Source organism: Streptomyces sp. CA-250714, from assembly GCF_050936705.1.
Taxonomy (GTDB): domain Bacteria; phylum Actinomycetota; class Actinomycetes; order Streptomycetales; family Streptomycetaceae; genus Streptomyces.
On sequence record NZ_JBNJMI010000001.1, the window covers coordinates 554,494 to 578,942 of the forward strand.

General features: G+C 71.9%; 19 protein-coding genes. 6 read left to right on the forward strand and 13 right to left on the reverse strand.

Annotated features, from left to right (window positions below):
* Nucleotides 1–73 precede the first annotated feature (73 nt).
* Both ACQEU8_RS02690 and ACQEU8_RS02695 read right to left on the reverse strand, forming a co-directional pair.
* Nucleotides 74–763: a potassium channel family protein gene (locus tag ACQEU8_RS02690; protein ID WP_433096362.1), complete on the reverse strand. Its 690-nt coding sequence runs from the start codon at nucleotides 761–763 to the stop codon at nucleotides 74–76.
* Entirely contained in the window at nucleotides 756–2,102 is a 1,347-nt protein-coding gene (locus tag ACQEU8_RS02695) for a TrkH family potassium uptake protein (RefSeq protein ID WP_433096364.1), read from the reverse strand. Before ACQEU8_RS02695 ends, ACQEU8_RS02690 begins: the two co-directional genes overlap by 8 nt.
* Before the next feature lie 282 nt (nucleotides 2,103–2,384).
* On the opposite strand from ACQEU8_RS02695, the gene ACQEU8_RS02700 reads away from it, so the two are divergent.
* Nucleotides 2,385–4,973, forward strand: a complete 2,589-nt coding sequence (locus ACQEU8_RS02700) for an ATP-dependent Clp protease ATP-binding subunit (protein WP_433096366.1) — start codon at nucleotides 2,385–2,387, stop codon at nucleotides 4,971–4,973.
* Nucleotides 4,974–5,001: 28 nt separating this feature from the next.
* Here ACQEU8_RS02700 and ACQEU8_RS02705 read toward each other — a convergent pair whose 3' ends face one another.
* On the reverse strand, nucleotides 5,002–6,696 hold the full coding sequence (locus tag ACQEU8_RS02705; RefSeq protein WP_433096368.1) for a CocE/NonD family hydrolase: 1,695 nt from the start codon (nucleotides 6,694–6,696) through the stop codon (nucleotides 5,002–5,004).
* Nucleotides 6,697–6,833: 137 nt separating this feature from the next.
* Between ACQEU8_RS02705 and ACQEU8_RS02710 the strand changes: the two genes are divergently transcribed.
* Nucleotides 6,834–7,550 (forward strand): TetR/AcrR family transcriptional regulator, encoded by a 717-nt coding sequence (locus ACQEU8_RS02710; protein ID WP_433096370.1) that lies wholly within the window; start codon nucleotides 6,834–6,836, stop codon nucleotides 7,548–7,550.
* 441 nt (nucleotides 7,551–7,991) lie between these two features.
* Here the strand turns inward: ACQEU8_RS02710 and ACQEU8_RS02715 are convergent, their stop codons facing one another.
* Entirely contained in the window at nucleotides 7,992–8,861 is an 870-nt protein-coding gene (locus tag ACQEU8_RS02715; RefSeq protein ID WP_433096372.1) for an SGNH/GDSL hydrolase family protein, read from the reverse strand.
* Between the two features lie 240 nt (nucleotides 8,862–9,101).
* Between ACQEU8_RS02715 and ACQEU8_RS02720 the strand changes: the two genes are divergently transcribed.
* Together ACQEU8_RS02720 and ACQEU8_RS02725 are read left to right on the forward strand one after the other, a co-directional pair.
* Nucleotides 9,102–9,704, forward strand: a complete 603-nt coding sequence (locus ACQEU8_RS02720; protein ID WP_433102103.1) for a TetR family transcriptional regulator — start codon at nucleotides 9,102–9,104, stop codon at nucleotides 9,702–9,704.
* A 119-nt stretch (nucleotides 9,705–9,823) separates the two neighbouring features.
* Nucleotides 9,824–11,344 (forward strand): NUDIX domain-containing protein, encoded by a 1,521-nt coding sequence (locus ACQEU8_RS02725; RefSeq protein WP_433096374.1) that lies wholly within the window; start codon nucleotides 9,824–9,826, stop codon nucleotides 11,342–11,344.
* 13 nt (nucleotides 11,345–11,357) lie between these two features.
* Here the strand turns inward: ACQEU8_RS02725 and ACQEU8_RS02730 are convergent, their stop codons facing one another.
* Complete coding sequence (locus ACQEU8_RS02730) at nucleotides 11,358–13,367, reverse strand: heavy metal translocating P-type ATPase (protein WP_433096376.1); 2,010 nt, start codon at nucleotides 13,365–13,367, stop codon at nucleotides 11,358–11,360.
* Nucleotides 13,368–13,464: 97 nt separating this feature from the next.
* Here ACQEU8_RS02730 and ACQEU8_RS02735 point away from each other — a divergent pair, with 97 nt between their 5' ends.
* Nucleotides 13,465–13,896 carry an ArsR/SmtB family transcription factor gene (locus ACQEU8_RS02735; protein ID WP_433096378.1) on the forward strand — a complete coding sequence of 144 codons (432 nt, stop codon included), beginning with the start codon at nucleotides 13,465–13,467 and terminating at the stop codon, nucleotides 13,894–13,896.
* 45 nt (nucleotides 13,897–13,941) lie between these two features.
* Here ACQEU8_RS02735 and ACQEU8_RS02740 read toward each other — a convergent pair whose 3' ends face one another.
* The 3 genes from ACQEU8_RS02740 to ACQEU8_RS02750 form a co-directional block, all read right to left on the reverse strand.
* Entirely contained in the window at nucleotides 13,942–15,087 is a 1,146-nt protein-coding gene (locus ACQEU8_RS02740) for a PP2C family protein-serine/threonine phosphatase (protein WP_433096380.1), read from the reverse strand.
* Between the two features lie 160 nt (nucleotides 15,088–15,247).
* Nucleotides 15,248–15,805, reverse strand: coding sequence for a TetR/AcrR family transcriptional regulator (locus ACQEU8_RS02745; protein ID WP_433096382.1), 558 nt, complete (start codon nucleotides 15,803–15,805; stop codon nucleotides 15,248–15,250).
* 144 nt (nucleotides 15,806–15,949) lie between these two features.
* A complete protein-coding gene (locus ACQEU8_RS02750) occupies nucleotides 15,950–16,888 on the reverse strand; it encodes an oxidoreductase (RefSeq protein ID WP_433096384.1) in 939 nt (312 codons plus the stop codon).
* 81 nt (nucleotides 16,889–16,969) lie between these two features.
* Here ACQEU8_RS02750 and ACQEU8_RS02755 point away from each other — a divergent pair, with 81 nt between their 5' ends.
* Nucleotides 16,970–17,596: a TetR family transcriptional regulator gene (locus ACQEU8_RS02755; RefSeq protein WP_433096386.1), complete on the forward strand. Its 627-nt coding sequence runs from the start codon at nucleotides 16,970–16,972 to the stop codon at nucleotides 17,594–17,596.
* 82 nt (nucleotides 17,597–17,678) lie between these two features.
* On the opposite strand, the gene ACQEU8_RS02760 is transcribed toward ACQEU8_RS02755, so the two are convergent.
* The 5 genes from ACQEU8_RS02760 to ACQEU8_RS02780 form a co-directional block, all read right to left on the reverse strand.
* Nucleotides 17,679–18,680, reverse strand: a complete 1,002-nt coding sequence (locus ACQEU8_RS02760) for an alpha/beta fold hydrolase (protein WP_433096388.1) — start codon at nucleotides 18,678–18,680, stop codon at nucleotides 17,679–17,681.
* Between the two features lie 165 nt (nucleotides 18,681–18,845).
* Nucleotides 18,846–20,861: a GTP-binding protein gene (locus tag ACQEU8_RS02765; protein WP_433096390.1), complete on the reverse strand. Its 2,016-nt coding sequence runs from the start codon at nucleotides 20,859–20,861 to the stop codon at nucleotides 18,846–18,848.
* A gap of 215 nt (nucleotides 20,862–21,076) precedes the next feature.
* Entirely contained in the window at nucleotides 21,077–21,985 is a 909-nt protein-coding gene (locus ACQEU8_RS02770; RefSeq protein WP_433096392.1) for an NAD-dependent epimerase/dehydratase family protein, read from the reverse strand.
* Nucleotides 21,986–22,044: 59 nt separating this feature from the next.
* Nucleotides 22,045–23,238 (reverse strand): FAD-dependent oxidoreductase, encoded by a 1,194-nt coding sequence (locus ACQEU8_RS02775; RefSeq protein ID WP_433096394.1) that lies wholly within the window; start codon nucleotides 23,236–23,238, stop codon nucleotides 22,045–22,047.
* 56 nt (nucleotides 23,239–23,294) lie between these two features.
* Complete coding sequence (locus ACQEU8_RS02780; RefSeq protein ID WP_433096396.1) at nucleotides 23,295–24,341, reverse strand: SAM-dependent methyltransferase; 1,047 nt, start codon at nucleotides 24,339–24,341, stop codon at nucleotides 23,295–23,297.
* Between the last annotated feature and the right edge of the window lie 108 nt (nucleotides 24,342–24,449).

A 24,449-nucleotide genomic window follows, 5' to 3' on the forward strand; every position in this document is an offset into this window, starting at 1 on the left:
TCCGGGGAGGGCGCGGGAGGGCTCACCACAGGGGGCAGGACATCTCCCCCCGGATTCGGTGCGGCCGTCGCCGTCAGCGCAGCTCGCTGAAGCGTTCGGTCGCCCGGGTGCGACCGGCCACGATGATGGTGTCGTCGGCTCGTACAACGGTTTCGGGAGTGGCGTAGGTGAAGCCTTCGCCGGGGCGTTTGATGGCGACGACGGTGATGCCGTAGCGGGTGCGTACGGCACTGCGCGCCAGCGGCGCGTCGACGATCTCGGCAGGCGGGTCCGTCTTGACCATCGCGAAGTCGTCCTCGAACTCGATGTAGTCCAGCATCCGGCCCCGTACCAGGTGGGCGACCCGCCGTCCCATGTCGTGCTCGGGGTAGACGACGTGCCGTACGCCCAGCTGGGTGAGGATCCGGCCGTGGGCCTCGCTGATGGCCTTGGCCCACACGTTCTCGATGCCGAAGGAGACGAGCAGCGAGGCGGTGAGGATGCTGGCCTCCAGGTCGGTGCCGATGGCGACGACGGCACGGTCGAACTCGTGGACGGCGAGCTGGCGCATGGCGTCCTCCTTGGTGGAGTCGGCCCGCACGGCGTGGGTGAGGGAACCGGTCAGGGACTGGACGACCTCGGGGTCACCGTCGATACCGAGGACCTCGGTGTCCTCGGCCACGAGTTCGAGGGCGAGGGAGCGGCCGAAGCGGCCGAGCCCGATGACGACCACGGAGTCCCGCTGTGGGCCGCGGCCGTTCTTGGGGGTGCGTTTTCTAACCAATGACGGGTCGCTCCTCAGGAAGGTCGTACAGGCGGACGCGCAGCCGCAGGGCGAGCGCGGAGGCGAAGGTGACGGGGCCGAGCCGGCCGATGAACATCAGCGCGGTCAGCAGCAGCTGCTCCCGGCCGGGCAGCTCGGTGGTGATGCCGGTGGAGAGCCCGACGGTGGCGAAGGCCGAGACGACCTCGAACAGCGACTGGTCCAGGCTGAATTCGGTGAAGACCATGAAGGCCACCGTCGAGACGACGACGGCGGCCACCGACAGCAGAACCACGGTCAGCGCCTGGCGCTGGAGGTCACCGGGCAGCCGGCGGCGGAAGATGGTGACGGACTCCTCGCCGCGTACTTCCGCGTACAGCACGAAGAACAGCACGGCGAAGGTCGTGATCTTGATGCCGCCCGCGGTACCGGCGCTGGCGCCGCCGATGAACATCAGTACGTCCATGCCCAGCCAGGTGGCCGGGTTCAGCTCGGCGGTGTCGACGCTGTTGAAGCCCGCGGTGCGCGGCATGACGCCCTGGAAGAACCCGGCCAGGAGTTTCCCGTTCACATCCAGCCGGCCCAGGGTCGCCGGGTTGCTCCATTCGACGGCGGTGACGAAGGCGCTGCCGGCGATCAGGAAGACCGCCGACGCGCCGAGGACGATCTTGGTGTGCAGGGACCAGCGGCGTGGTCTGCGGAATCTGCGGCGCAGCTCGAACAGCACCGGGAAGCCGAGCCCTCCGGCGATGACCGCGCCCGCGACGGGCAGACAGATCCACGGGTCGGTGACGAAGCCGATCAGGTTGTCGGAGTACAGCGCGAATCCGGCGTTGTTGAACGCGGAGACGGCGTGGAAGACACCCAGCCACACCGCTCGCGGCCCGGGCTCGTCGTAGGTGGTGCCGAACCGGACGGCGAGGATCGCCGCGGTGAGGCCCTCCAGCAGCAGGCTGACCTTGACCACGCGGACCACGACCGTGCGGACGTCGCCCAGGCCCAGCGTCCTGGTCTCCGTGGCGGCGGTGAGGCGGGCCTTCAGCCCCATCCTGCGGTTGGAGACCAGCAGCACCAGCCAGGAGGCGAAGGTCATGATTCCCAGGCCGCCGACCTGGATGAGCACCAGGATCACCGTCTGCCCGAACCCGCTCCAGTAGCCGGGGGTGTCGACGACGATCAGCCCGGTCACGCACACCGCGGAGGTGGCGGTGAACAGCGCCTCCAGTCCGGACGCCGAGCCGCTCCCGATCGTGGCGACAGGAAGCAGCAGCAGTCCGGTCCCGATCCCGATCGCCATGGCGAAGCCGGCCACGACCATCTGCGCCGGGTGCCGCACGCGTGGCCGCCACCGGGTCACCACAGCAAGTCCTCCGCCGGGAGACGATCAGCAGTACCTCTGCTGTCGTGGCACCGGTACCCTCCGGGCCCGTGCCGGGGTCCTTCTCGGCCCCGGAACCACCCGGACGTCGCCGCCTGACCAGGGCCCCGCCCGGTGGCGGTCACGGAGCGCTACTCCTTGTCGCCCGGTCCGGTAGCGGCCGTCCACGTGTCATACGGGCTCACCTGGGAACCCCCGCACCAGTAGCCACTAGGAACAGCACAGCGTGGCCCGGCTCGGTCGGGTCAGCGGGACGGATCCTCTATGACCAGCGGATACATGGGTCCCGGGGACTTCGGTCGGGACCCGTTCGAAGAGTTCATCGCGCGCTTCCTCGGCGGCGCCCGGTCCGGCAGCGGCGGGCGGTACAACGACCCCCGCTATGCCGACTTCCTCCGGCTGATGAGCGAGCCCGCGCGGCAGCTGGTCTCCGACGCGGCGTCGTACGCGGCCGAGCACGGCAGCAACGACCTGGACACCGAGCATCTGCTGCGCGCCGCGCTCACCGCCGAGCCGACCCGCAGCATGGTGGCCAGGGCCGGTGCCGACCCCGACGCCCTCGCCGCCGAGATCGACCGTGAGGTGGGCGAGGGACAGCCCCGCAACTCGCTCTCGGTCAGCCCCGCGGTGAAGCGGGCCTTGATGGACGCGCACGAGATCGCCCGCTCCCGCGGCGCCTCCTACATCGGCGCCGAACATGTGCTGGTCGCGCTCGCCGCCAACCGTGACTCCACGGCGGGCCAGATCCTCAACTCGGCGCACTTCGATCCCCGCTCCGCGGGCCCGCGCGGCGGGCCGGGTGCCGGTCAGGGCGCCGGGCCCGAGGCGCCGGCGCGCGGCCAGGAGGCACGTACCGCCAACACCCCGAACCTCGACAAGTACGGCCGCGATCTGACGGAGCTGGCCCGCGAGGGCCGTATCGACCCGGTCATCGGCCGGGACGAGCAGATCGAGCAGACGGTCGAGGTGCTGGCCCGGCGGGGGAAGAACAACCCGATGCTGATCGGCGAGGCGGGCGTCGGCAAGACGGCCATCGTGGAGGGCCTGGCCCAGCGCATCGCCGACGGGGACGTGCCCGACAATCTGCTGGGCCGGCGCGTCGTCCAGCTCGACTTCGGCAACGTGGTGGCCGGGACGCGCTACCGCGGCGACTTCGAGGAGCGGCTCACCGGGATCATCGACGAGATCCGCGCCCACACCGAGGAGCTGATCGTCTTCATCGACGAGCTGCACACCGTGGTCGGCGCGGGCGGCGGCGGGGAGAGCGGCTCGATGGACGCGAGCAATATGCTCAAGCCGCCGCTCTCCCGGGGTGAGCTGCATGTCATCGGTGCCACGACGCTGGAGGAGCACCGCCGGTACATCGAGAAGGACGCGGCGCTGGCCCGCCGCTTCCAGCCCGTGCTCGTCCCGGAGCCCACCGTGGCGGACGCCATCGAGATCCTGCGCGGCCTGCGGGACCGCTACGAGGCCCATCACCAGGTGCGCTACACCGATGAGGCGCTGGTGGCGGCGGTGGAGATGTCCGACCGCTATCTGACCGGGCGTTACCTTCCGGACAAGGCCATCGATCTGCTGGACCAGGCGGGCGCCCGGGTGCGGCTGCGGACCGCGACCCGCGGTACGGACGTACGGGCGCTGGAGCGCGAGGCCGAGCAGGTGCGCCGTGACAAGGACCAGGCGGTGGCCGCGGAGGACTACGAGCGGGCCAAGCAGTTGCGGGACCGGCTCACCGAGCTGGAGGAGGCCATCGACCGGGACAGCCACAAGCAGGAGCCACGGGCCGGCCACCACCGGATCGCCGAGGTGACCGTCGAGGACATCGCCGACATCATCTCCCACCAGACCGGCATCCCCGTCAGCAATCTCACCCAGGAGGAGAAGGACCGGCTGCTGGGTCTGGAGGAGCGGTTGCAGCAGCGGGTCATCGGGCAGGACGAGGCGGTCACGGCCGTCGCCGACGCGGTGCTGCGTTCCCGCTCCGGGCTGTCCAGCCCGGACCGTCCCATCGGCAGCTTCCTCTTCCTGGGGCCCACCGGGGTCGGCAAGACGGAGCTGGCAAGGGCGCTGTCCGAGGCGCTGTTCGGCACCGACGAGAAGATGGTGCGGCTGGACATGAGCGAGTACCAGGAACGGCACACCGTCAGCCGGCTGGTGGGCGCCCCGCCCGGATACGTCGGGCACGAGGAGGCCGGACAGCTGACCGAGACGGTGCGGCGCAATCCGTACTCGCTACTGCTGCTGGACGAGGTGGAGAAGGCGCACCCCGACGTCTTCAACATGCTGCTCCAGGTCCTCGACGACGGCCGGCTCACCGACTCGCAGGGCCGCACGGTCGACTTCACCAACACCGTCATCGTGATGACCAGCAACCTCGGCTCGGAAGCCATCACCGGACGCGGCGCCATGCTCGGCTTCGGGGGTGGCGGGGAGAGCGACGAGAATGCCCGGCGCGAGAGGGTGCTGCGGCCGCTGCGTGAACACTTCCGGCCGGAGTTCCTCAACCGTATCGACGAGATCGTGGTCTTCCGGCAGCTCGACGACGAACAGCTGCGGCGGATCACCGACATGCTGCTGGAGGACACCCGGCGCCGGGTGCACGCCCAGGACCTGGAGATCGAGTTCTCCCCCGCAGCCGTCGACTGGCTCGCCCACCAGGGCTATCAGCCCGAGTACGGTGCCCGCCCGCTGCGCCGCACGATCCAGCGGGAGGTCGACAACCGGCTCTCGCGGATGCTGCTGGGCGGTGACCTCGAACCGCACACCAGGCTGCTGGTCGATGTGACGGACGGGCGCCTGGAGTTCCGTACGGAGGGGCGCACCGCCAACGCCGTCGGCAACCGCCGAGGCTGAGCGGACCGCCGCCCGGTAACGCCGCGGATCACGAACTGCCTGTCGTGGCCGGGGACTCGGGCAGCAGCAGCGCCGAGGGTGCGTGGAGGGTGATCCGGACCGGTGCGAGGTCGGTGGCTTCGAGTGCGGGCTCACCGGTGCCGGGGTTGCGGGCGAAGCGTGGGTGGGCGCCTCCGCTGAGCTGCCAGCGGATGCGGTGGCCCGCGGCGAACCGGTGGGCGGTGGAGCTCATCGCGACGGTGATCTCCGCAGGCTCCTCCCCTGCCGTGCGGACCCGGGCGAGCCCGTCGCAGACGTTGGTCGAACGGCCCTGTGCGTCCACGTCGCACAGCCGGGCGAAGACATCGGCGTACCCGGTGTCGGTGGCGACACTCAGCCGGGCGGAGACGGGGCCGACGATGTCGAGGGGTTCTGCCAGCGGCGGGCCGGTGAATGTCACCACGTCCTCCCTGGATTCCAGGGTCGCGTTGTCGCGGGGCCCGGCGGTACGGGAGAGCAGCGGGCCGCCGAGCGACGGTGTCGGGTCGGCCGGGTCGTAGGAAAAGCCGGCCACGGGCGCGGAGTCGGTGGGGGGCTGCCGGGTGAGGTGGCGGTCCGCGGTGGGGAACCAGCAGGTGGTGGCCGGGGACTGCGGCCAGGCATCGAGGTCCCGCCAGGCGTCCTCGCCGCCCATGTGGACCCGCACCGGGGTGGCGCGCAGCCCCGAGGGGTCGTCGCACAGATGGGCGCGCAGCCAGGCGAGGCTCTCGGTGAAGACCTCGGGCCAGCCCTGCTGGAGTGCGGAGGTGTGCGTCCACGGGCCCACGAGCAGAGCACTCTCGCACCCGGCCCGGCGCAGCCGGCCGTACTGTTCGAGGGTCTGGTCGACCAGGGCGTCGTGCCATCCGGTGACCAGAGCGGTGGGAACGGTGAGCCGGTCGGCTGCCTCGGCCGTGGACGCGCCACGCCAGTACGGGTCGTCGGCGTCCGGGTGCGTCAACACCTCGTCCAGCCAGGGGACTTCCTGTGCGAGGGCAGCGACGTATCCGCCGCGCAGCGGCCGTGCGGTGGCGATGCCGCGCAGCCCGCGCTGGAGTCGGAGTGTCGCCCTGGCGAAGGCGGCCACGCCCTGGTGCTGGTACGTCATGCCGATGCCGACGAGGAGCGCGTTCTCCAGGCGGGGCACTCCGTCCGCGTGGAACAGGGCGTAGGGGTCGTGCAGTCCCACCTGGACGGCCATCGCCTTCAGTTCGGGCGGCGGGTCCAGGGCCAGCGCCCATTGCACATAGCCCAGATAACTCGGCCCGACCGTGCCCAGCCTCCCGTCGAACCAGGGCTGTTCACGCAGCCAGGCCACCGTCGCCCGGCCGTCCGCCGCCTCGTTGCGCCACAGATCGAACCGGCCGCCCGAGCCACCGGTACCGCGGCAGCTCTGCAGCACGACGTGGAATCCCTGCTCGGCGAAGAGCACGCCGTACATGGGTGACCACGGCACTCCTCTGCCGTAGGGCGAGCGCACCAGAAGGGTGGGGAAGTCGCCCGGTGTGCGGGGGAAGTAGTGGTCCGTGATCAGCGGACTGCCGTCGGCGGCCGGCACCTCCAGGCCCGGCTCCCAGCCGATGGCGTGCTGTGCGGCGGGGAGACGGCGCCAGGTCGCGCGCAGCATCCGTGCGGACAGCGGCGGCTTCCGCGCCGGCGGGGTCCAGACCTGCCGGGGCGCGGTGTCGTGCGGAGCTGACGTCATTGCTTCCTCCACCATTCCCGTACAACGTACGGGAATTGTAGATGCTTGGATGGCTTCCGCAAAGTGGGATGTCTTCCGCGGGGCTCACCGCCGGCGCGAAGGCAGCACAGCCGGTGCGGAGAAGGGAGTTCGGGACCGTGACGCGTGATGGCGACTCCGGCGGTACGGGCGTAGACCCGCACCAGCTCTGGCTGAGCCCCGAACGGCCGCGTCGGGGCCGCAGACCCGCCTTCAGCCGCGAGGCGATCACGACAGCAGCCGTCGCCCTGGCGGATGCGGAAGGACTCGACGCGGTCACCATGCGGCGGGTCGCCGCCGAGGTCGGAGCCGGCGTCATGTCGCTCTACAGCTACGCGCCCGACAAGGACACGCTGCTGGAACTCATGGTCGACCACGTCAGCGGCGAACTCCCGACGGCGACCGCCCCCACCGGGGACTGGCGCGCCGACCTCAAGGCCGTCGCCCACGACCAGCGCGCCCTGATGCTGCGGCACCCCTGGCTGCCCGCCACCCTGACCACCCGCCGCACGCTCGGGCCCAACACCCTGGCCTTCCTGGAACGCGCACTCGCGGCACTGCGGCCCACCGGGCTGGACGGCGCCGCCAAGTTGGAGGTCTTCTCCCAGCTGACGGCGTTCGTTGCCGGGTACGTCGGCTACGAGCTCACCCAGGCCGGGACCGCGCGGCCCCCCGAGCAGGCCGCGGCCGAGGCCCGCTACCTCGCCACCGTCGCCGCGGACGGCCACCACCCGGAACTCGCCGAGGCCCTCGCCGCGCCGGGCCGCCCGCTGACCCCGGACGCGATGTTCACCCGATTCCTCAACCGCCTGATCGACGGCCTCGACACGGACTGAGTACCCAGGTCACCTCAGCCGGGACCGGCAGCGCTCAGCGGGAGCACGCGCCCCGAAGGGGCGCGCGGAGCCTCCTGGACGGGTGGCGGCGGCTCGGGCCGGGCCGGTGCCAAGAGCGGCGGCCGACAGACCGGCGGCCGTGGCCATGACGGTTCGCCTGCGCAGCGGACGTGAAGCTTCCATTGCATTGCCTCCGGTGGGGGGTTGGGGGGCGGCACAACGCTGGAGTTCTTCTCGGTGCGGTGACACGGGAACCCGGGCGTTCGATATTTCGTACGGCATCCGGTATTGCGTCAGTGACCGTAGTCGGATCGGACGCACCGTCAAGGGGTCGGGAACCGGGAAGAAGCGACCACCACGAGATCCACGACCGCAACAGCAAGGCGCCACTCCCACCAGCCGGGGTCCGGCCGGGGAGTGGCGCCTGGGAAGCGCGTGGGTTCAGCGGGTGGCGGCGAGGACGGCGTCGGCCATCGCCTTCTCACCGGCGGCGTTGGGGTGGAATGGAGCCGCGGCGTTGGTGATGAGCGGTTCGATCCAGCGGGTGCCGACCGGCTTGCACACGTCGTGCCCGACAGACTTGGAGTAGGTGTCGACGTACACGGCACCGTGCTCGGCGGCCTGTTTGGCGATCATGGTGTTGAGGTGCTTGTGGGTGTCGCGCAGCCAGGGAGCGTCCCCCTTGGCGATGGAGACGACCGAGGGGCAGTTGCTGCCGTCGTCGGGCAGGATCGCCGGGTAACCGGTGATCAGGACCTTGGCGTGCGGGGCCCGTCCCCGGATGTCGGCGATGGCCCTGGAGATCTTGGGGGCGGTGTTCTCGATGGTGGCGGCGAGTTCGTCCTTCCCGGTCCAGGTGTAGCTCTTCTTGCACGGCGAGCCGAGCGGGTTGAGCAGCCCGAGGGAGACGCAGCGGACGATGATGTCGCCGAAGCCGATGTCGTTGCCGCCGATGGTGAGGGTGACCAGGTCGGTGTCCTTGCTCAGCGCGTCCAACTGCGGGGTGACGGACGGGAACTGTGCCGAGTTCAGATCCTTCGTGGTGGCTCCTCCGCAGGTGACGTCCTTCTGGGCGCCGGGGCGGAGGGCGGCGCCGGCGACCGAGGGATAGTTGCGGTCGGAGCGCGAACACGTTTGGTCGACGATGTTCGGCACGCCGGCCCCCGACGCGTAGGAGTCCCCCAGGGCGACGTAGCGGTGGACGGTGACGTCGTCCGCCAGCGCGGGGCTCGCACCGAGCCCCGCGCCTGCTGTCACCGCGGCGGTTGCGGTGGCGAGGGCAACGGCCGATCTGGCGCGACAGCTGGACATGCGTGAGCGCATGACGGTACCTCTCGTGAGTGGGAAAGGCGGGGCACGGCCCGGCGGTTACTGGCCAGTTGCACCGAGAGGTAAATATGTGGTCGGCACCACGGGGCGTCAAGAGGGGCGGCAGCACTCGCTCCCCGGTCGCTTCTGCCAGGTGACGGCGGGGCGCGTGCGCTCCGGCACAATGATGGGCGCATGCCCACTCGCCGTGCCGGCGAGCCCTACGAGAAGGAGACGTACGCGGTGCCGACAGGAGTGGCCATCCGGGATGTGCGCGAGCAGCTGTTCGAGGCCGCCGAGCGTGTGCTGCTCCGGGATGGGCCGAACGCGCTGACCAGCCGGGCGGTGACCACCGAGGCAGGCTGCGCCAAGGGCGTACTGCACCGGCACTTCACCGACTTCGACGCCTTCCTCGCCGAGCTGGTGCAGGACCGCGTGGACCGGCTCGACGGCCAGGCCGCGGCCCTCCGTGCCGCCGCAGGGCACGGCACCGTCGCGGACAACCTCACCAGTGCGCTGACGGAGCTGTTCGCGTCGGTCGCGGTGGCGATCGTCGGCCTCGTCACCTCCCGGGACGAGCTGCGCGCACGGCTGCGCCGGACGAGGCCGACAGGCGTTCCGCTGCTGACGGAAGCCGCTGCCATGGTCGCGTCCTACCTCACCGCCGAACGCGAACTGGGCCGTATCGCCGCGGACGACGCCGACATCGACACCCTCGCGCCCACCCTGATCGGGGCCGCGCATCTGCTGTTCGCCGACCGGCACAGCGCACCCCCGCAGACCGAAGCGGTCCGCAGGACGGTGACGACAGTCCTCTCCGGTGTCTCACGGGAACCGCAGGCCTGAACGCGGCTGACAGCACTCCCCCACCAGCTCATCGGGGTTCCGCGCCGCGGCGGAGGGGAAGGCAGCTCACGCCTGCCATCGCAGGACCGTCGACCGCAGCACAGGTGAGGAGCAGCGCGTTGGGTTACGTCACGTCACAGGAGTGGGACCGGCACTACGCGGACGGCCGCGGTTTCCGGCCACTCGGCGAGACCGAACGGGCGCTGCTCGCCAAGCACTTGGCCGCCCCCGACGGCGGCACCGCCCTGGACGTCGGCTGCGGCACCGGTGAACTGGCCCACTGTCTGGCCGGGCTCGGCTACCAGGTGGACGCCGTCGACCAGGCGGGCAGTGCACTGGACCGCGCACGGACGGAGTACGGCGCGGGCGGCGCGGTGCGGTGGCTCCAGCTGGATGTCGAGCACGACGACTTCGCCGAGTTGCGCGAGGACGGCTACGACCTGATCACCTTGCGGCTCGCCTATCCCTTTCTGCGGGACCGCGCTCGTGTCCTGCGCGGGCTCGGTGAACGGCTGCGTCCCGGCGGGGCGCTGGTGGTGATCACGCCGTCGGCGGAGCAGGTGTCCCTGGCCCGGCGGGACATCGCCTTGGACGAGGAGGAGATCGGTCTGCTGGCCGAGGGCTGGGAGCAGGTGGAGCGGTTCGACGCGGACGGTCTCGCGATGCTGGTGCTGCGGGGTGCGCCGCATACCTTCGCCGCGGTGGAGAAGGGCCGTCCGGTTCCGCATGCTGCGGTCGGCGCGTGTGCGGTCGTCACCGACGGAAGCGGCCGGGTACTGCTCGGGCGGTCGGTCGACGGCATGTGGGAGCTGCCCGGCGGCCGTATCGAGCCCGGTGAGTCGTTCGAGGCCGCGGCGGTGCGCGAGTTGGCCGAGGAGACCGGTCTGCGCGCCGACGTCGACGACGCGCGGCTGCGGACGGTCCTGCTGGACGACAACGACGGCGTACCGCGGGTGTCTGCCGTGGTGAGCGTCACCGCCTGGTCCGGCACGCTGACATCGCCCTGTCCCGAACCGGACCGCTTCCGGCGCTGGGAGTGGCACGACCCGCGCACCCTCGCCACGGTCGGGCCGGTCTTCGCACCCTCGGCCCAGGCCCTGGAAGCGGTGTGGCCAGGCGCGCTGCCCGGTCTGCCGCCGCTGCGTTCGACCTCGCCCGTGGCCGACGACTCGACCGACTGCCCGGCGACCCCCGCGACCGACCGGTCGGTCTGCAATTCCCCTGCCCCGTCGGCCGACGGGGACAGCAGCGCTGGGCGCGGCGTGTGGCCGACCGTCGCCGGGCTCGCCCGTACCTTCGACGCGCACGGCGATGCGCGCGGCCAGGAACGCGAGCAGCAGTGGACGTTGCAGGTGCTGAAGCTGGCGGAGGAGACGGGCGAGGCGGCCCAGGCCGTCATCGGCGTCCAGGGCACCAATCCCCGCAAGGGCTACAGCCACGCCTGGGAGGATGTGCACGCCGAGGTGGCGGACGTGGTCATCACCGGCCTGGTCGCCCTCGCCCGGATGCGGCCCGCCGACGCGGCGGACTACCTGGAGCGGCAGCTCGCCGCGAAGGCGGTCAGGTTCCGCCAGACCGTCGCCCACCCGGGGTGCGCGCCCGAACTCCAGCGGCACCCCGAAACCAACAGGCCCCAATGAGTGCTGCGGCAGCTCACCCGTCGGGCCGCAGGCGGGCGCGGTCCCAGGCCGCGTCGCGCAGCAGGCGCAGCCCGTTGAGGCCGACCAGGACGGTGGAGCCCTCGTGACCTGCCACGCCGAGCGGCAGCGGGAGGGTGCCGAACAGGTCCCAGGCGGCCAGGACGGCGATGAAGGTGCCCGCGATGGCCAGGTTCTGCACGACGAGGCGGCGTGCGGAGCGGGAGAGGTTGACGACGGTGGGGATGGCGGCGAGTTCGTCGCGGACCACCACGGCGTCGGCGGTCTCCAGCGCGAGGTCGGAACCGGCCTTGCCCATGGCGATGCCGGTGTGTGCGGCGGCCAGCGCGGGCGCGTCGTTGACGCCGTCGCCGACAACGAGCACCTTGCGCCCGGCCGCTTCCAACTCCCGGACGGCGGCGACCTTGTCCTGCGGCAGCAGTCCGGCGCGTACCTCGGTGATGCCGGTCCGTGCCGCCGGGAGCGCGGCGGCGCGCTCGTTGTCGCCGGTGACCAGCACGGGTGAGGCACCGGTGAGGGTCCTGAGCGCGGCAACGGCCTCGGCGGCGTCGGGCCGCAGCCGGTCGGCGATGCCCAGCAGGCCGACCGGCCGGCCGTCGGCGAGGACGACCACAGCTGTGCGACCGTTCTCCTCCAGTTGACGCACCGTCTCCTGGGCGGCGTCTTCCGGCTCCGTCGCGGACGCGGCTCCGGCGGCCGGCCGGGCGTCCTGGTCCAGGAGGCGGCTGGGTGCGCCGACCTGGATGCGGTGGCCGTCGACGGTGGCGGTGACGCCGAGCCCTGGGGTGGAGGCGAAGTCGTCGGCGGCCGGGAGGGAGAGGCCGCGGGCGCGGGCGGCGTCCACGATCGCGCGGGCCAGCGGGTGTTCGCTGGCCCGCTCGGCGGCGGCCGCCCGGCTCAGCAACGCTTCCTCGGTCAGCCCCGAGCCGGGCAGCGGGCACAGCTCGGCCAGCTGCGGGGTGCCCTCGGTGAGCGTGCCGGTCTTGTCCAGGGCCACCGCGTCGGTCTGCCCGAGGCGTTCCATGACGACCGCGGACTTCACCAGCACCCCGTGCCGCCCTGCGTTGGCGATGGCGGAGAGCAGCGGGGGCATGGTGGCCAGGACGACCGCACACGGCGAGGCGACGATCATGAACGTCATCGCGCGCAGCAGCGTCGGCTGGAGGGCTGCGCCGAGGAGCAGCGGCACCGCGAAGAGGGCGAGGGTGGCGGCGACCATCACCAGGGAGTACCGCTGCTCGACCTTCTCGATGAACAGCTGGGTGGGGGCCTTGGTCTCGGAGGCCTCCTCGACCATGGCCACGATCCGGGCGAGCACCGAGTCGGACGGATCGCGTTCCACCCGGACCCGCAGCGCTCCGGTGCCGTTGACGGTGCCGGCGAACACCTCGTCACCGGACTGTTTGGCGGCCGGCAGCGGCTCGCCGGTGATGGTCGCCTGGTCCACCTCGCTCTGTCCGTCCAGTACGAGGCCGTCGGCGCCGACCCGCTCTCCGGGACGTACCAGGATGGTGTCGCCCACCGCGAGGGTCTGGGCCGGGACGCTCTCCTCGCCGCCGTCGGGCAGCAGCCGGGTCGCGGTCGCGGGAGCGAGGTCGAGCAGGCCGCGCACCGAGTCGGCGGTCCGCGCGGTGGCGACGGCTTCCAGGGCGCCGGAGGTGGCGAAGATGACGATCAGCAGCGCGCCGTCCAGCACTTGTCCGATCGCGGCCGCGCCGAGCGCCGCGACGACCATCAGCAGGTCCACGTCGAGCGTTCTGTCCTTGAGTGCCTTGAGCCCCTCCCAGCCCGGCTCCCAGCCGCCGGTGACGTAGGTGGCGGCGAACAGCGGCGCCCAGGTCCACGCCGGGGCGCCCAGCAGGTTCAGCGGCAGGGCGAGCAGGAACAGCACGAGCGCGGCGAGTGCCCAGCGCGCCTCGGGGAGCGCCAGTACGCGGGTGCGCCGGCGCGGAGCCACCGGCCGTGCGACCGGCGACGGGGAGGGCTTGGTCAGGGTGGAGGCCATGACGAACAGGGGTCCTTCGCTGGGGGAGAAGCGACTCCGTCACCATACAGGAACGATTGAACAGCCATTCATGTGTTCATCTCCGTAGGATGTACCCATGGGCCATGCAGCGAACACCCCCGATGCCGATGCGACCCCGCGCACCCGTCTCACCTCGGAGAACGCGGCGCAGGTCGCCACCACGCTCCAGGCCCTGGCCACCCCGTCGCGGCTGCTGATCCTGGCCCGGCTCCGCGAAGGGCCGTGCGCGGCGACGGAACTGGCCACCTCCGTCGGCATGGAGCAGTCCGCCTGCTCCCACCAGCTGCGGCTGCTGCGGAATCTCGGCCTGATCACCGGCACCCGTCAGGGCCGCTCGGTGGTCTACGCGCTGCACGACAACCACGTCGCCGCCCTGCTCGACCAGGCGCTCTACCACGTGGAGCACCTCAGCCTCGGCCTCACCGACGCCGCTGAGGGCACCGTCGCCCGGCCGGACGGACCAGCCGCACAGCCGGACGAACCGCAGCGCGCTCTCGCCGAGTCGTGACGGAGACCGCTGTCCGGTGAAACGCCCGGGTGCCGGGGAGCGGCGTCAGAGCGAGGGCGGCGGGGCCGGGACCAGAAGGTCGCTGCGGCGGGTCGGACGGGTGAGGGCGAGCAGCGCCTGGTCGTCCTGGGCGGGTCCGGCACTGTGCCGGTGCACGTCGGTGACCAGGAAGTCGAGGACGGTCCGCGCGTCCGCCGGGTAACCGGTGTTGCGCCGATACGCGTCCAGCATCTGCGAGACCCGGTCCGCCGGGTCGTAGAAGGTGCCACTGCGGTCCCGCGCCTCGGTGACTCCGTCGGTGAAGCACAGCAGCGTCGCGCCCGGGGGAAGCTCGTAGGTCTCCACGGGCGAGATCCAGCTGCCGAGCGTCGTGATCCCCAGCGGCGGCGCCTCCTGGCTGGGCTCCAGCACCCGGGCACGGCCCGCCGGATCCAGCAGCAGCGGTGGCGGATGGCCCCGGTTGACCAGCCGCACCTGCTCCAGGTCCGGGGTGAACTCGACGAGCAGCGCGGTGGTGAAGCCCTCGGTCTGTTCGAGTCCGCCCTGCCGCTGCCCTTCCCGTACGAGGGTCTCCTCCAGGGTCTCCACCACGGTGGGCAGGTCCGCGCAGTGGTCGGCGGCGTAGCGGAAGGCGCCGATGTCCGCGCTGACGACGGCGATGGCGGACAGCCCCTTGCCGCGTACGTCGCCGACCATCGCGCGCACCCCGTACGGCGTCTCCTGGACCACGTACAGATCACCCCCGATGAGGGCCGTCTCGTCGGCGGGGACGTACCTGGCCTCGACATGCAGGCCGCCTGTTCGCTGCGGCGGCGTGGGCAGTACTGCCTGCTGGGCGACCTGGGCGGCGTGCCGGGCCTTGTCGGCGGTGGCGTGGTGGGAGCGCATGGTGCGGTTGAGCCCCACCGCCAGCGCGGTGATGGCCACCAGGGTGAGCTGGGTGCCGATGCCGCTCTGTGGCCCGAACGTCCCGTCCGAGTAGGACAGCCCGGCGTGTGCGGCCATGGCCGCGATGCCCACGGCGATGATGGTCAGCGGCTCCAGCACCGGCGCGGCCACCACCGGCGCGACCGCCAGCAGGGGCGCCGTGGAGACCCAATGACGCGCGAGCAGATCGAGCCCGACAGCGAGCACGAGCACCCCGGCGGGCACCCACCGGTAGATCCGTCGCCACACCCACACCTCACTCACCCGAACATCCTGCCCGTCGATCGTGCTGCTGCGCGCTTACCCGCACCGCCGGTGCCGCAGGTTCCGGCATGCGGCCCCGGCGGTGCGGGCACGGTGGCGACCCGGTGAGCACACCCGGCCACCGGCCCCGCCGGTATGGACGGAGCTGCTGCGAACCGAGCTATCTGAGGAGCCACTTCCTGGTCAGTTCCAGTACCTCCGCACGGCTGCGGCCATCGTGGTCCACGGCGATGAACTGGTTGCCGATCCGCAGGGAGACCGCGAGCATGCAGCGGACCTCGACTTCGCTCTCGTCGGCACAGATGGCGGAGAAGAGGGAGCGCAGATACGCCATCCGCCGGTTGTCGACCCGGTGGAGCCGCTCCGCGACGGCTTCGTCGCGCCGCGCCCAGTCGCGGACCGCGAGGTCGGCGACGACGCCCGTCACCGGCCCCTCGCTCGCCGAGGCGAGGGTGAACAGCCGCTCCAGTCTCTCCCTGGCATCTCCCCCGGCACGCTCCACCCGCTCGATCACTTCGTCCGCGGCCGCACGCTCCCAGGTGTCGAGCATTTCGGTGAGCAGTGCCTCCCGGTTGCGGAAGTATCCGTAGAAGCCGCCCTTGCTGACGCCGAGCGCCTGCGCCAGCACCTCGATGCGGACCGCCTCCGGGCCGCCGGATGCGAGTGCGCGCAGCCCCTCCTCGATCCACTTGCCGCGAGGCGTGCGGGTCACGCCCATGCTGTGTCTCCCCTCACGTCTCCCCGAGCCTTCCATACGGAGCCGTATCCACGGGGCCACTTCGATCTGTACGCAATCGTATGGCCCCCGGGTGAACCCGGGGGCCTGGGCAGCTGCCGCTGAGGACGTCGTGAGGGTGGCGTTCTAGACCGGGGTCGGGAAGCCGAAACGCACATCGGTGAGCTGTTCCGACACCTCCCACAGGCGGCGGCCGGTTTCCGGGTCGGCCGCCTCGGAGGACAGCCGCACCTGGGTAGGGCTGCCGCGCAACTCGGCCGGTCCGTCCGGCCCGACGAACCCGCCGCCCGCCACGGTCGGCTCGGTCGCGGCGTACAGCTGGGGCAGCGCGCCGCGGTCCGGGGTCTGGGCGAGCAGCGGATTGCCGATACGGCCCAGCAGCAGCCGCCAGATGCCGGTCGGCGTACCCCGCTGGAGGTTGGTCGCGGTGTAGCCGGGGTGGGCGAGCACACTGCGCACCGGGCTGCCGGCCGCGGCGAGCCGCCGGTGTAGCTCCCGCCCGAAGACGGCGTTGGCGAGCTTCGACCGGCTGTAGGCGCCCATGGGCGAGTAGCGGCGTTCGCCGTTGAGGTCGTCGAAGTCGAGCCGTGCCTTCCGGTGGTTGACCGAAGTCACCGTGACCACCCGGGGATCCCGCCCGGCGGTCAGCGGGTCGAGCAGCAACCCGGTGAGCGCGAAGTGGCCGAGGTGGTTGCAGGCGAACTGCAACTCGTACCCCTGTGCGCTCAGCGAGCGGGGCGGGGCCATCACACCGGCGTTGTTGACGAGTACGTCCAGCCGCGGGTGATCGGCACGGAGCCGGTCGGCGAAGGCGCGGACCGAGTCGAGATCGGCCAGGTCGAGGTGGCGCACCTCGAGACCGGCGTCCGGCTGCTCGGCGGTGATCTCCGCGACGGCCCGCCGACCCTTGTCCACGTCCCGTACCGCGAGGACCACATGCCCGCCCCGGCGGGCGAGGGCCCGGGTGGTCGCCAGGCCGAGGCCGCTGCCGGCTCCGGTGACGACGAAGACCCGTCCGGTCTGGTCGGGGATCTCTTCGGCGGTCCAACCCTGTTTCCGAGTCATGCGGCACACCTTGCCTCGGGTGGCACTTGGTGTCAACTGCGGCAGTTGGCGTCGTAAAAGGCATGCGGCTACGATGTCCCGGTGACTTCCCGCGGAGTGAGCCTCGCCCAGCGCAAACGTCAGCTCGTCGCCGACGAACTGACCGAGGCGGCGCTGCAACTGCTGGCGCTGAAGGGGTTCGACGTGGTCACCGTCGACGAGATCGTGGCCACCGCGGGCGTGTCCAAGCGGACGTTCTTCCGGTACTTCGCGTCCAAGGAGGACGTGGTCGTCCAGTTCCTGGCCGACATGGGCACCGATGTCCGGGCGGAGTTGGCATCCCGACCGCTGTCCGAACCGCCGTCCGTGGCACTGCGGCACGCTGTCTGGGTCCCCCTGGCCGCTTGCGCCGACCATGCCGACCGGGCGCTGCGGGTGGTGCAGCTGATTCTGCGTACGCCGGCGCTGCACGCACGCTTCCTGGAGCGCCAGGCGCAGTGGCGCGCCGATCTGGCGACGGAGTTGGCACGCCGCCTGGAACTCGACGGGGAGGCGGAGCTCTACCCGCAGTTGGCCGCCGGGACGGCCTTGTCCGCCTTCGACGCCGTGCTGCAACGGTGGAGCGACAGCGACGGCGCCGAGGACCCGGCCGCACTGACCGACCGGGCCTTCGCCGTCATCGGCCCGGCCCTCGACGCCGTCGGACGAACGGCCCCTCCAGGGCGGTGAGTTGACACGCCCCTGCCTGCGGTGACGTGACACGCGGGTGTGACGGGGTTCGCGGAGGGGCCGTCCTGCGGGGGGGGCTGGATCAGGCAGCCGGGGCGGGCAGCGAGCCGAGCCAGTCGGTCAGCAACCGGTTGATCTCCTGAGGGTGCTCCTGCTGGATCCAATGGCCGCAGTCGTCGAGCAGGTGGGAGGCGTGCAGTCCGGGGAGCGTAGTGGGGTAGGCCTCGATGGCGTCACGCATCCAGGTGGTGGAGGCGTCCAGGGCGCCACCTGCGAACAGCGACGGCTGGGTGAGGGGGGCGCCGTCGAAGTCGGCGAGGTCCTCCCAGTCCCGGTCCATGTTGCGGTAGCGGTTGAGCGCACCGGACAGACCCGTCCGCTCGAACTCCGCGGCGTAGAAGTCGAGCGCGTCCTCGCTCAGCCAGCCGGGCAGCCGCCCGGTCGGGAACCGGTCGCGCATCAGGCCGCCGGGGGCGATGAAATGCGGGTCCGGCGCGCCGCGGCCGGGCATGGTGTCGGCGGACAGCGCGGCGTAGATGCCGGCGAGCCAGCCGCGTACATCGGGTTCGATCTCGGCTTCGGCACGGCCGGGCTGCTGGAAGTAGGAGACGTAGAACTCCTCGTCGCCGCCCACCCGGGCGAAGACCTCGGTGGGCCGGGGGCCGCCGCGCGGGCTGTAGGGCACGCTCAGCATCCCCACAGCGCGGAAGACGTCCGGCCTGAGCAGGCCGGAGTTCGCGGCGATGATTGAGCCCCAGTCGTGTCCGACGACCACGGCGGTCGACTCGCCGAGGGCGCGCACCACCGCGACGTTGTCCTCCACGAGGTCGAGCATCCGGTACGCGGCCACCTCGGCAGGCTTCGAGGAGCGGCCGTAGCCCCGTACGTCGAGGGCGACGGCGCGGTATCCGGCGGCGGCCAGTGCGGGCAGCTGGTGGCGCCAGGAGTACCAGGACTCGGGAAAGCCGTGCACGAGCAGCACCAGCGGACCGCTGCCCTGTTCGACCAGGTGGATCCGGCCGGCCGGCGAGGGGACCAGCCGGTGTGTCAGGTCTTGCGTCAGGTCCGTGGTGTGCGGCGACATATGCCCTCCGAGGCTGCTGGACTCCCGGACACCGTGCCCGGGCCCGGGCCGGACACAGCCGCCGGTCGGCCGACCGGCCCGGTGACGATCATGTGGCCCACCCGCGCCCGGATGCCAGCCCTGTTGCCGGACCGGCAAAAACCGCGGCCGGCCCGGGCCCGGCCGTCACGCCAGCGGCCGGTCGCCTGCCGGGCGGGACCACCAGGTGGCCTCACCGCGGGTGACGTCCGGCAAGGTGCGCTCCGCACGGGGGACGTTGCGGGCCGGGATCGTGCCGTTGAGAGCGCAGGTGTCACGGCCCGGCACGGTGTCGGTGAGCAGCGCGCCCAACGCGGTCAACGCCCTCGTCACCTGGGGGAGGGTGTCAGCGGGGACCTCCAGCTCGAAGGAGTGGTACGGCTCGTACACGCGCGTGCCGGCCCGTTCCAGCGCGCTGGCCAGCACCAGCCGGGTCAGACCGCGGAAGTCGGCTGCCGTACTCACAGGACCGGCGAAGCCGGAGCGGACAAGTGTGACGACGCAGTCGGTGACCGCCCAGCCGTGCGGGCCGGTGCGCAGCGCGGCGTGCACGGATTCCTCGACGGCCCGGTGGAAGGCGTACGGGAGGGCGCCCAGCTCCGTCTCGTAACGGAAGACGGTGCCGCTGCCGCGCGGGCCCGGCTCGACGCGCAGTCCGACGGTGGCCCAATGGCCGCTGGACGCGGGGCTGTTGCGTCCCGTCGCACCGATCCCGTCGTACGCCTCCCCGGTGCCGGTGGGGCGTTCGCGGCACACGGTGCGGCTCGGGGTGAAGACCACCTCGATGCCGTACTCCTGGGCGAGCGTCGCCGCGATGACCTCCTTCTGCACCTCGCCGTACAGCAGTACCGAGGTGGCGCCGTCCGCCTCGGTCCGCGCGTGGAGGAGCGGATCCTGTTCGGCCATGTCCGTCAGCGCGGTGTGCAGCCGGGCCGCGGCCGCGGGGCCGGGGTCGGCGGGGCGGACGACGGACTGGAGGGTGGGCGCGGCGAAGTGCGGGCGCCGCTCGGTGCGGTGGCCGCCGCCCTCGCCCTCGTCGGTGCTCTCCCCCAGGCGGTCGCCAACGCGGACCTGGGGCAGTCCGCCGACGCGCCCGATGTCCCCTGCCCTCAGGCGCGCCGGATGCCGTCCGGGGTCGCCGACCACCTCCAGGGCGGTGATCTGCCCGGCGGACTCCTCGCGGGTGCCCTCCGGCGCGTCCCGGTACAGCGTGACGCGCTGCCGCAGCGTCAACTCCCCGGCGAAGAGCCGGACATACGCGGTCTTGGTGCCGGAGGGACCGCGCTCCACGGCGAAGACGGTCCCGCGCGGCTGGGCGCGTCCGGGGTCGGTGCGGCCCTCGGTGGGGGCATGTACGGGAGCGCCGGGAAGCAGTCGGGCCATCCCCTCGATGAGCGCCCCGACGCCCTCCCCCGTCAGTGCGGAGCCGAAGTACACCGGGTGTGCGGTCCCGTCGGCGGTGTGCGCGGCCAGTGCTGTGCGCAGCTCGGCTGCGGTGAGCGGCGGCCCCTCGACGACGCGTTCGAGGAGGGTGTCGTCGTGCTCGGCCAGCGCCTCGGCGACCCGGTCCCGGTCGTGCGGGTCGGTGTCCAGCCGGAGGGGCAGCGCCCGCGCTTCGCGGGTGCCGAGGCTGTGGACGAGGCTCAGCGGGACGATGTGCGGCGCCAGTTTGCGGCGTACCTCGGCGAGCAGTCCGGCGTACCGGGCTCCGAAGCGGTCGATCTTGTTGACGAAGAGCAGGGTGGGCAGCCCGAGTTCGCGCAGGGTCCGCATCAGCACACGGGTCTGCGGCTGGACGCCTTCGACGGCGGACAGGACGAGTACGGCGCCGTCCAGCACGCCGAGGGCCCGTTCGACCTCGGCGATGAAGTCGGAGTGCCCCGGGGTGTCGATGAGGTTGACGGGGGTGTCACCGACGGTGAAGGACGCGACGGCCGAGCGGACGGTGATGCCGCGTTGCCGTTCGATCGTGCCGGTGTCTGTCTGGGTGCTGCCGGCGTCGACGCTGCCGAGTGTGCGGATCGCGCCGGTGTCGTAGAGCAGCCGCTCCGTGAGGCTCGTCTTACCCGCGTCGACGTGCGCGAGGATGCCGATGTTGCGGGTCCGGGAGCGGGTGTGCGGGGTGCGGGCAGCGGTGGAGTGCCCTGCCTGGGGTGCGTGCATGGATGCGGGAGTCCTCGAAGTCCGTCGGCCGGTGGGGGCGCTGGATGGTTTCGAGGAATCGCCGCATGTCACTCTCCCGCGGTGCTGGTCAAGGTCGCCGACATCCTGACCGGCCCGCCAGCCGGACGCAAAGGATTTTCCGGCGCGGAAGATCTCCGGGCAGCCCGTGCGCCGTCGTCACCGCGCCAGGCAGCCCCGCAGCCCGTGCCCCGTCGTCACCGCGCCAGGCAGCCCCGCAGTCCGTCGAGGAACGGCGTCAGGCGCAGGTCGTAGTGCTTGGTCAGCGGCTCCAGGTCGGCGACGAAGTCCTCCAGCATGAAGTCGAGCGCGTCGGGCGTGATCAGCGGCCCGGGCAACCGCGCCAGCAGGTGCGCGCCGGGGCGGGCAACCCGGTCGGCGACATCGACGACCGGGCGGCTGCGGCCTGCCATGCGCAGCGCGGTGGTGAGCATGGCCCGCATCGTCATCCGGTCCGGTCCGCCGATCTCGAACGTCCCCTCGGGCGCCCCGGGTGCCGCCGCCTGCGCGACGAGGCGGCCGACGTCGTCGACGTGCACCGGCTGGTGGTTCTGCCGGCCGCCTTCCGGCAGCGGCAGGACGGGCAGATAGCGGCAGGCCCGGATGACGCGGTTGATGCCGTTGTCGCGCGGGCCGTAGACGAACGCCGGTCGGACGACGACGTGCTCCATCCCCGAGTCGGCGACGGCGAGTTCGCCACGGCGGATGGCGCGGAAGTACGGTTTGGCCGGGTTCTCGGTGACGCCGACGCCCGCCACGTACACATACCGGCGTACGCCGGCGGCGCGGGCCGCCCGTACCAGCCGCTCGGTGCCCAGTCCGTCGTACTCCAGGTAGGTGTGCCGCTGCCGCGGCTTCTCGAAGGGGTAGTTGGGGAAGTTGGCGCTCTGCACCACGACATCGGCGTCCTCGACGGCCGGGCCCAGCGTGGTGGGGTCGAGCATGTCGCCCCAGCGGTAGCCGTCGTGCCGCGCCGCCAGCCGCGCGTCGTGCGTGACGACGACGACGTCCCAGCCCGCCTCGCGCAGCGCCTCGACGCAGGCGCCGCCGATGAATCCTCTGCCGCCGACGACGGCGGCCGTGCCTCGCTCACCACGTGCGGTCATGTCTCATCCCGTCGGCGACAGAGTTCGGGTTGGGGGTCGGGGTCGGAAGGCGGCGCCGGCTACAGCATCATCATCCGCATCCGCGTGCCCAGGGACGGCACGGACGGGGAGGCCAGCTCGCGGTAGAAGCGTTCGGCCAGCTCCATGTCGCGGGCCATCCGCCGCATGGCGAGGTCACGTGCCGTGCGCGCGCCCGGCGTGCTGCTGCACAGAACGCGGGCCCACTGGTTGGAGATGCGCTGGGCGTAGGCGGTACGGGCCTGGCGGCGCTGCTGGAACGCGGACAGCCGCGCGGCGCAGAAGTCGCCTGTGCGGACGGCCTCTTCGGCGACCTCGCGCAGCAGTGGCACATCCTCCAGCGTGAGGGAACCGCCGAGCCCCAGGTGCGGCAGCATCCCGTGCGCCGCGTCGCCCATCAGTACGGCGCCGTCGGTGGTCCAGCGCGGCACGGTGATGGTCCACGGGCGGACCACGACGGCACGCTGGAGCTGGTCGTAGGCCGGGGCGTTCGCCGGGTCGAGGTCCGCGTACTGCCGCAGGGCGCGGTCGGGGTCGCCCGCATCCGACTCCCGGGCGACGGTGTAGAGCCAACTGTGCTTGTCACCGAGGCTCACGCACCCTCCGGAGCCCGCCCGTGAGAGCGCCTGCCGGGACTCCTGGACCGGCAGCGGGCCGCCGACACCGGTGACGACGACCTGCCCGCGCGGCTGCCAACGGGAGGACCGGAGCCCCAGCTCGCCGCGGAGGCGGGAGCCGGAGCCGTCGGCGCCGATCAGCAGTGGCGTACGGAGGCTCAGCGGACCGTCGGGACGCTGGAGCCGCATCGACCAGGTGGCTCGCTCGCGGCTGAGGGTCCAGTCGTCGACCGAGTCCAGAATCCGCACCCCGGCGCGCAGGGCCGCGTCCCGCAGTACGGATTCCAGCCGGGAGGGCAGAATTCCGAGAAAGGTGCCCGCACCCAGCTCGTCCAGATTCACCCGCAGCCGGCTGCTCCCGCGGTTGGCGACAAACCAGGTGAGGGATTCCAGTTCGGCGCCGTTCCGCAGTGCTTCGGGAAGCGCTCCTAACCAGCTCAGTGTCCGCGTTCCCGGCGGCCAGAGCAGAAATCCGAAGATGTCCGCCTTGGCTTTGCGCCGCGACTCGACGATGACGGTGTCGATTCCGGATTCGGCCAGTGCAATGCCCGTGGACAAGCCGGCGAGACCACCGCCGACGATGGTGATATCGGGTTTCTCCACAGCGGGACGTGCCACGTCACTCACCACATCCCAACGTTCGCATCCGGGTGTGCGCCGCGCAAGACACGGGTTCACTCCGCCCGGATCGCGTACAGGCTCTGGCCCGCCACGAGTTGGTCGGTGCGGATGCGCCGGAAGCCGGCCTCACGCAGCTCGGGCGCCAGCTGGCCGGGGGTGGTCAGCGCGTAGCACCCCCGGGTGCAGGCGAGGATCAGATCCAGGTTGAGGGCTGTCGGGTTGCTGGCGTGGAACATCGAGACCAGCACCAGCGTGCCGCCCTCGCGCAGCGCGCCGCGCAGGGTGCGCAGGAGTGCGGGGCGCTCTTCAGGTGCGAAGTAGTAGATGTTGTTGAGCAGCAGGACCACGTCGTACGGGCCGTCCAGTTCGGCCTCGCGAACGTCGCCCTGACGGACGCCGAACCGGTCGTGAAGGGACCAGCCGCGCAGGTTGCGTTCGGCCAGTTCGACCGCGGCGGGCTGGACGTCGAGCCCGGTGCCCGTGCTGCCCGGCCTGGCGGAAGCCGCCCGCAGATAGACGCCGGAGCCGCAGCCGACATCCAGCACATGGCCTCCCGCGGCCTCGCTCACGGCCTCGCGTACGTACCCGGAGATCACGCCCTCCGCGATGCGGGACGACTCGGCGATCACGCCCGCGTACCGGGGCAGGTGGTCGCCGAGTTCGCCGCCGCGAAGCGTCTCGGGCAGCTCGCGGTAGACGGTGGCGTGGTAGGCGGTCTGCTCCTCCAGGAGGGCGCGGAGCACGCTGCCGTTGCGGCCGACGAGGGCGCGGGCCCGCTTGCCCTTGAGGGCGTAGGTCCCCGGGGCCGGAGAGTCCGCCGCGGTCCCGGAGACCCGGGAGGAGACCGACAGCTCCCCCACCGAGACGCCGAGCTCGAGAAAGATACGGAATTGCTCGGTCCGGGTGATATCGAGCCGCTCCGCCAGTTCGGCGCACGGGGCCGGCGACTTCAGGGCCTCCAGCAGCCCGAGCTGAACGGCGGCCGAGAGGAAATGTGTCCGCGTCAGCTGCTGGGAATCCCGCAGCAGAAGTGCGTGGGCGGCCGGATCGGGTTGGCCGAACGCCGCGCGAAGGGTCCTGCTCCATTTGCTGGAAGGCACGCCGAACCTCCTGCTGTTCGCCCGGTGGCGAGGAATTGACAGGTGACCGCTCAGCGTAGAACTCCCCCTTGACGCCTACCAGATGACCGGTAGCGTCGTTTCCCGCCG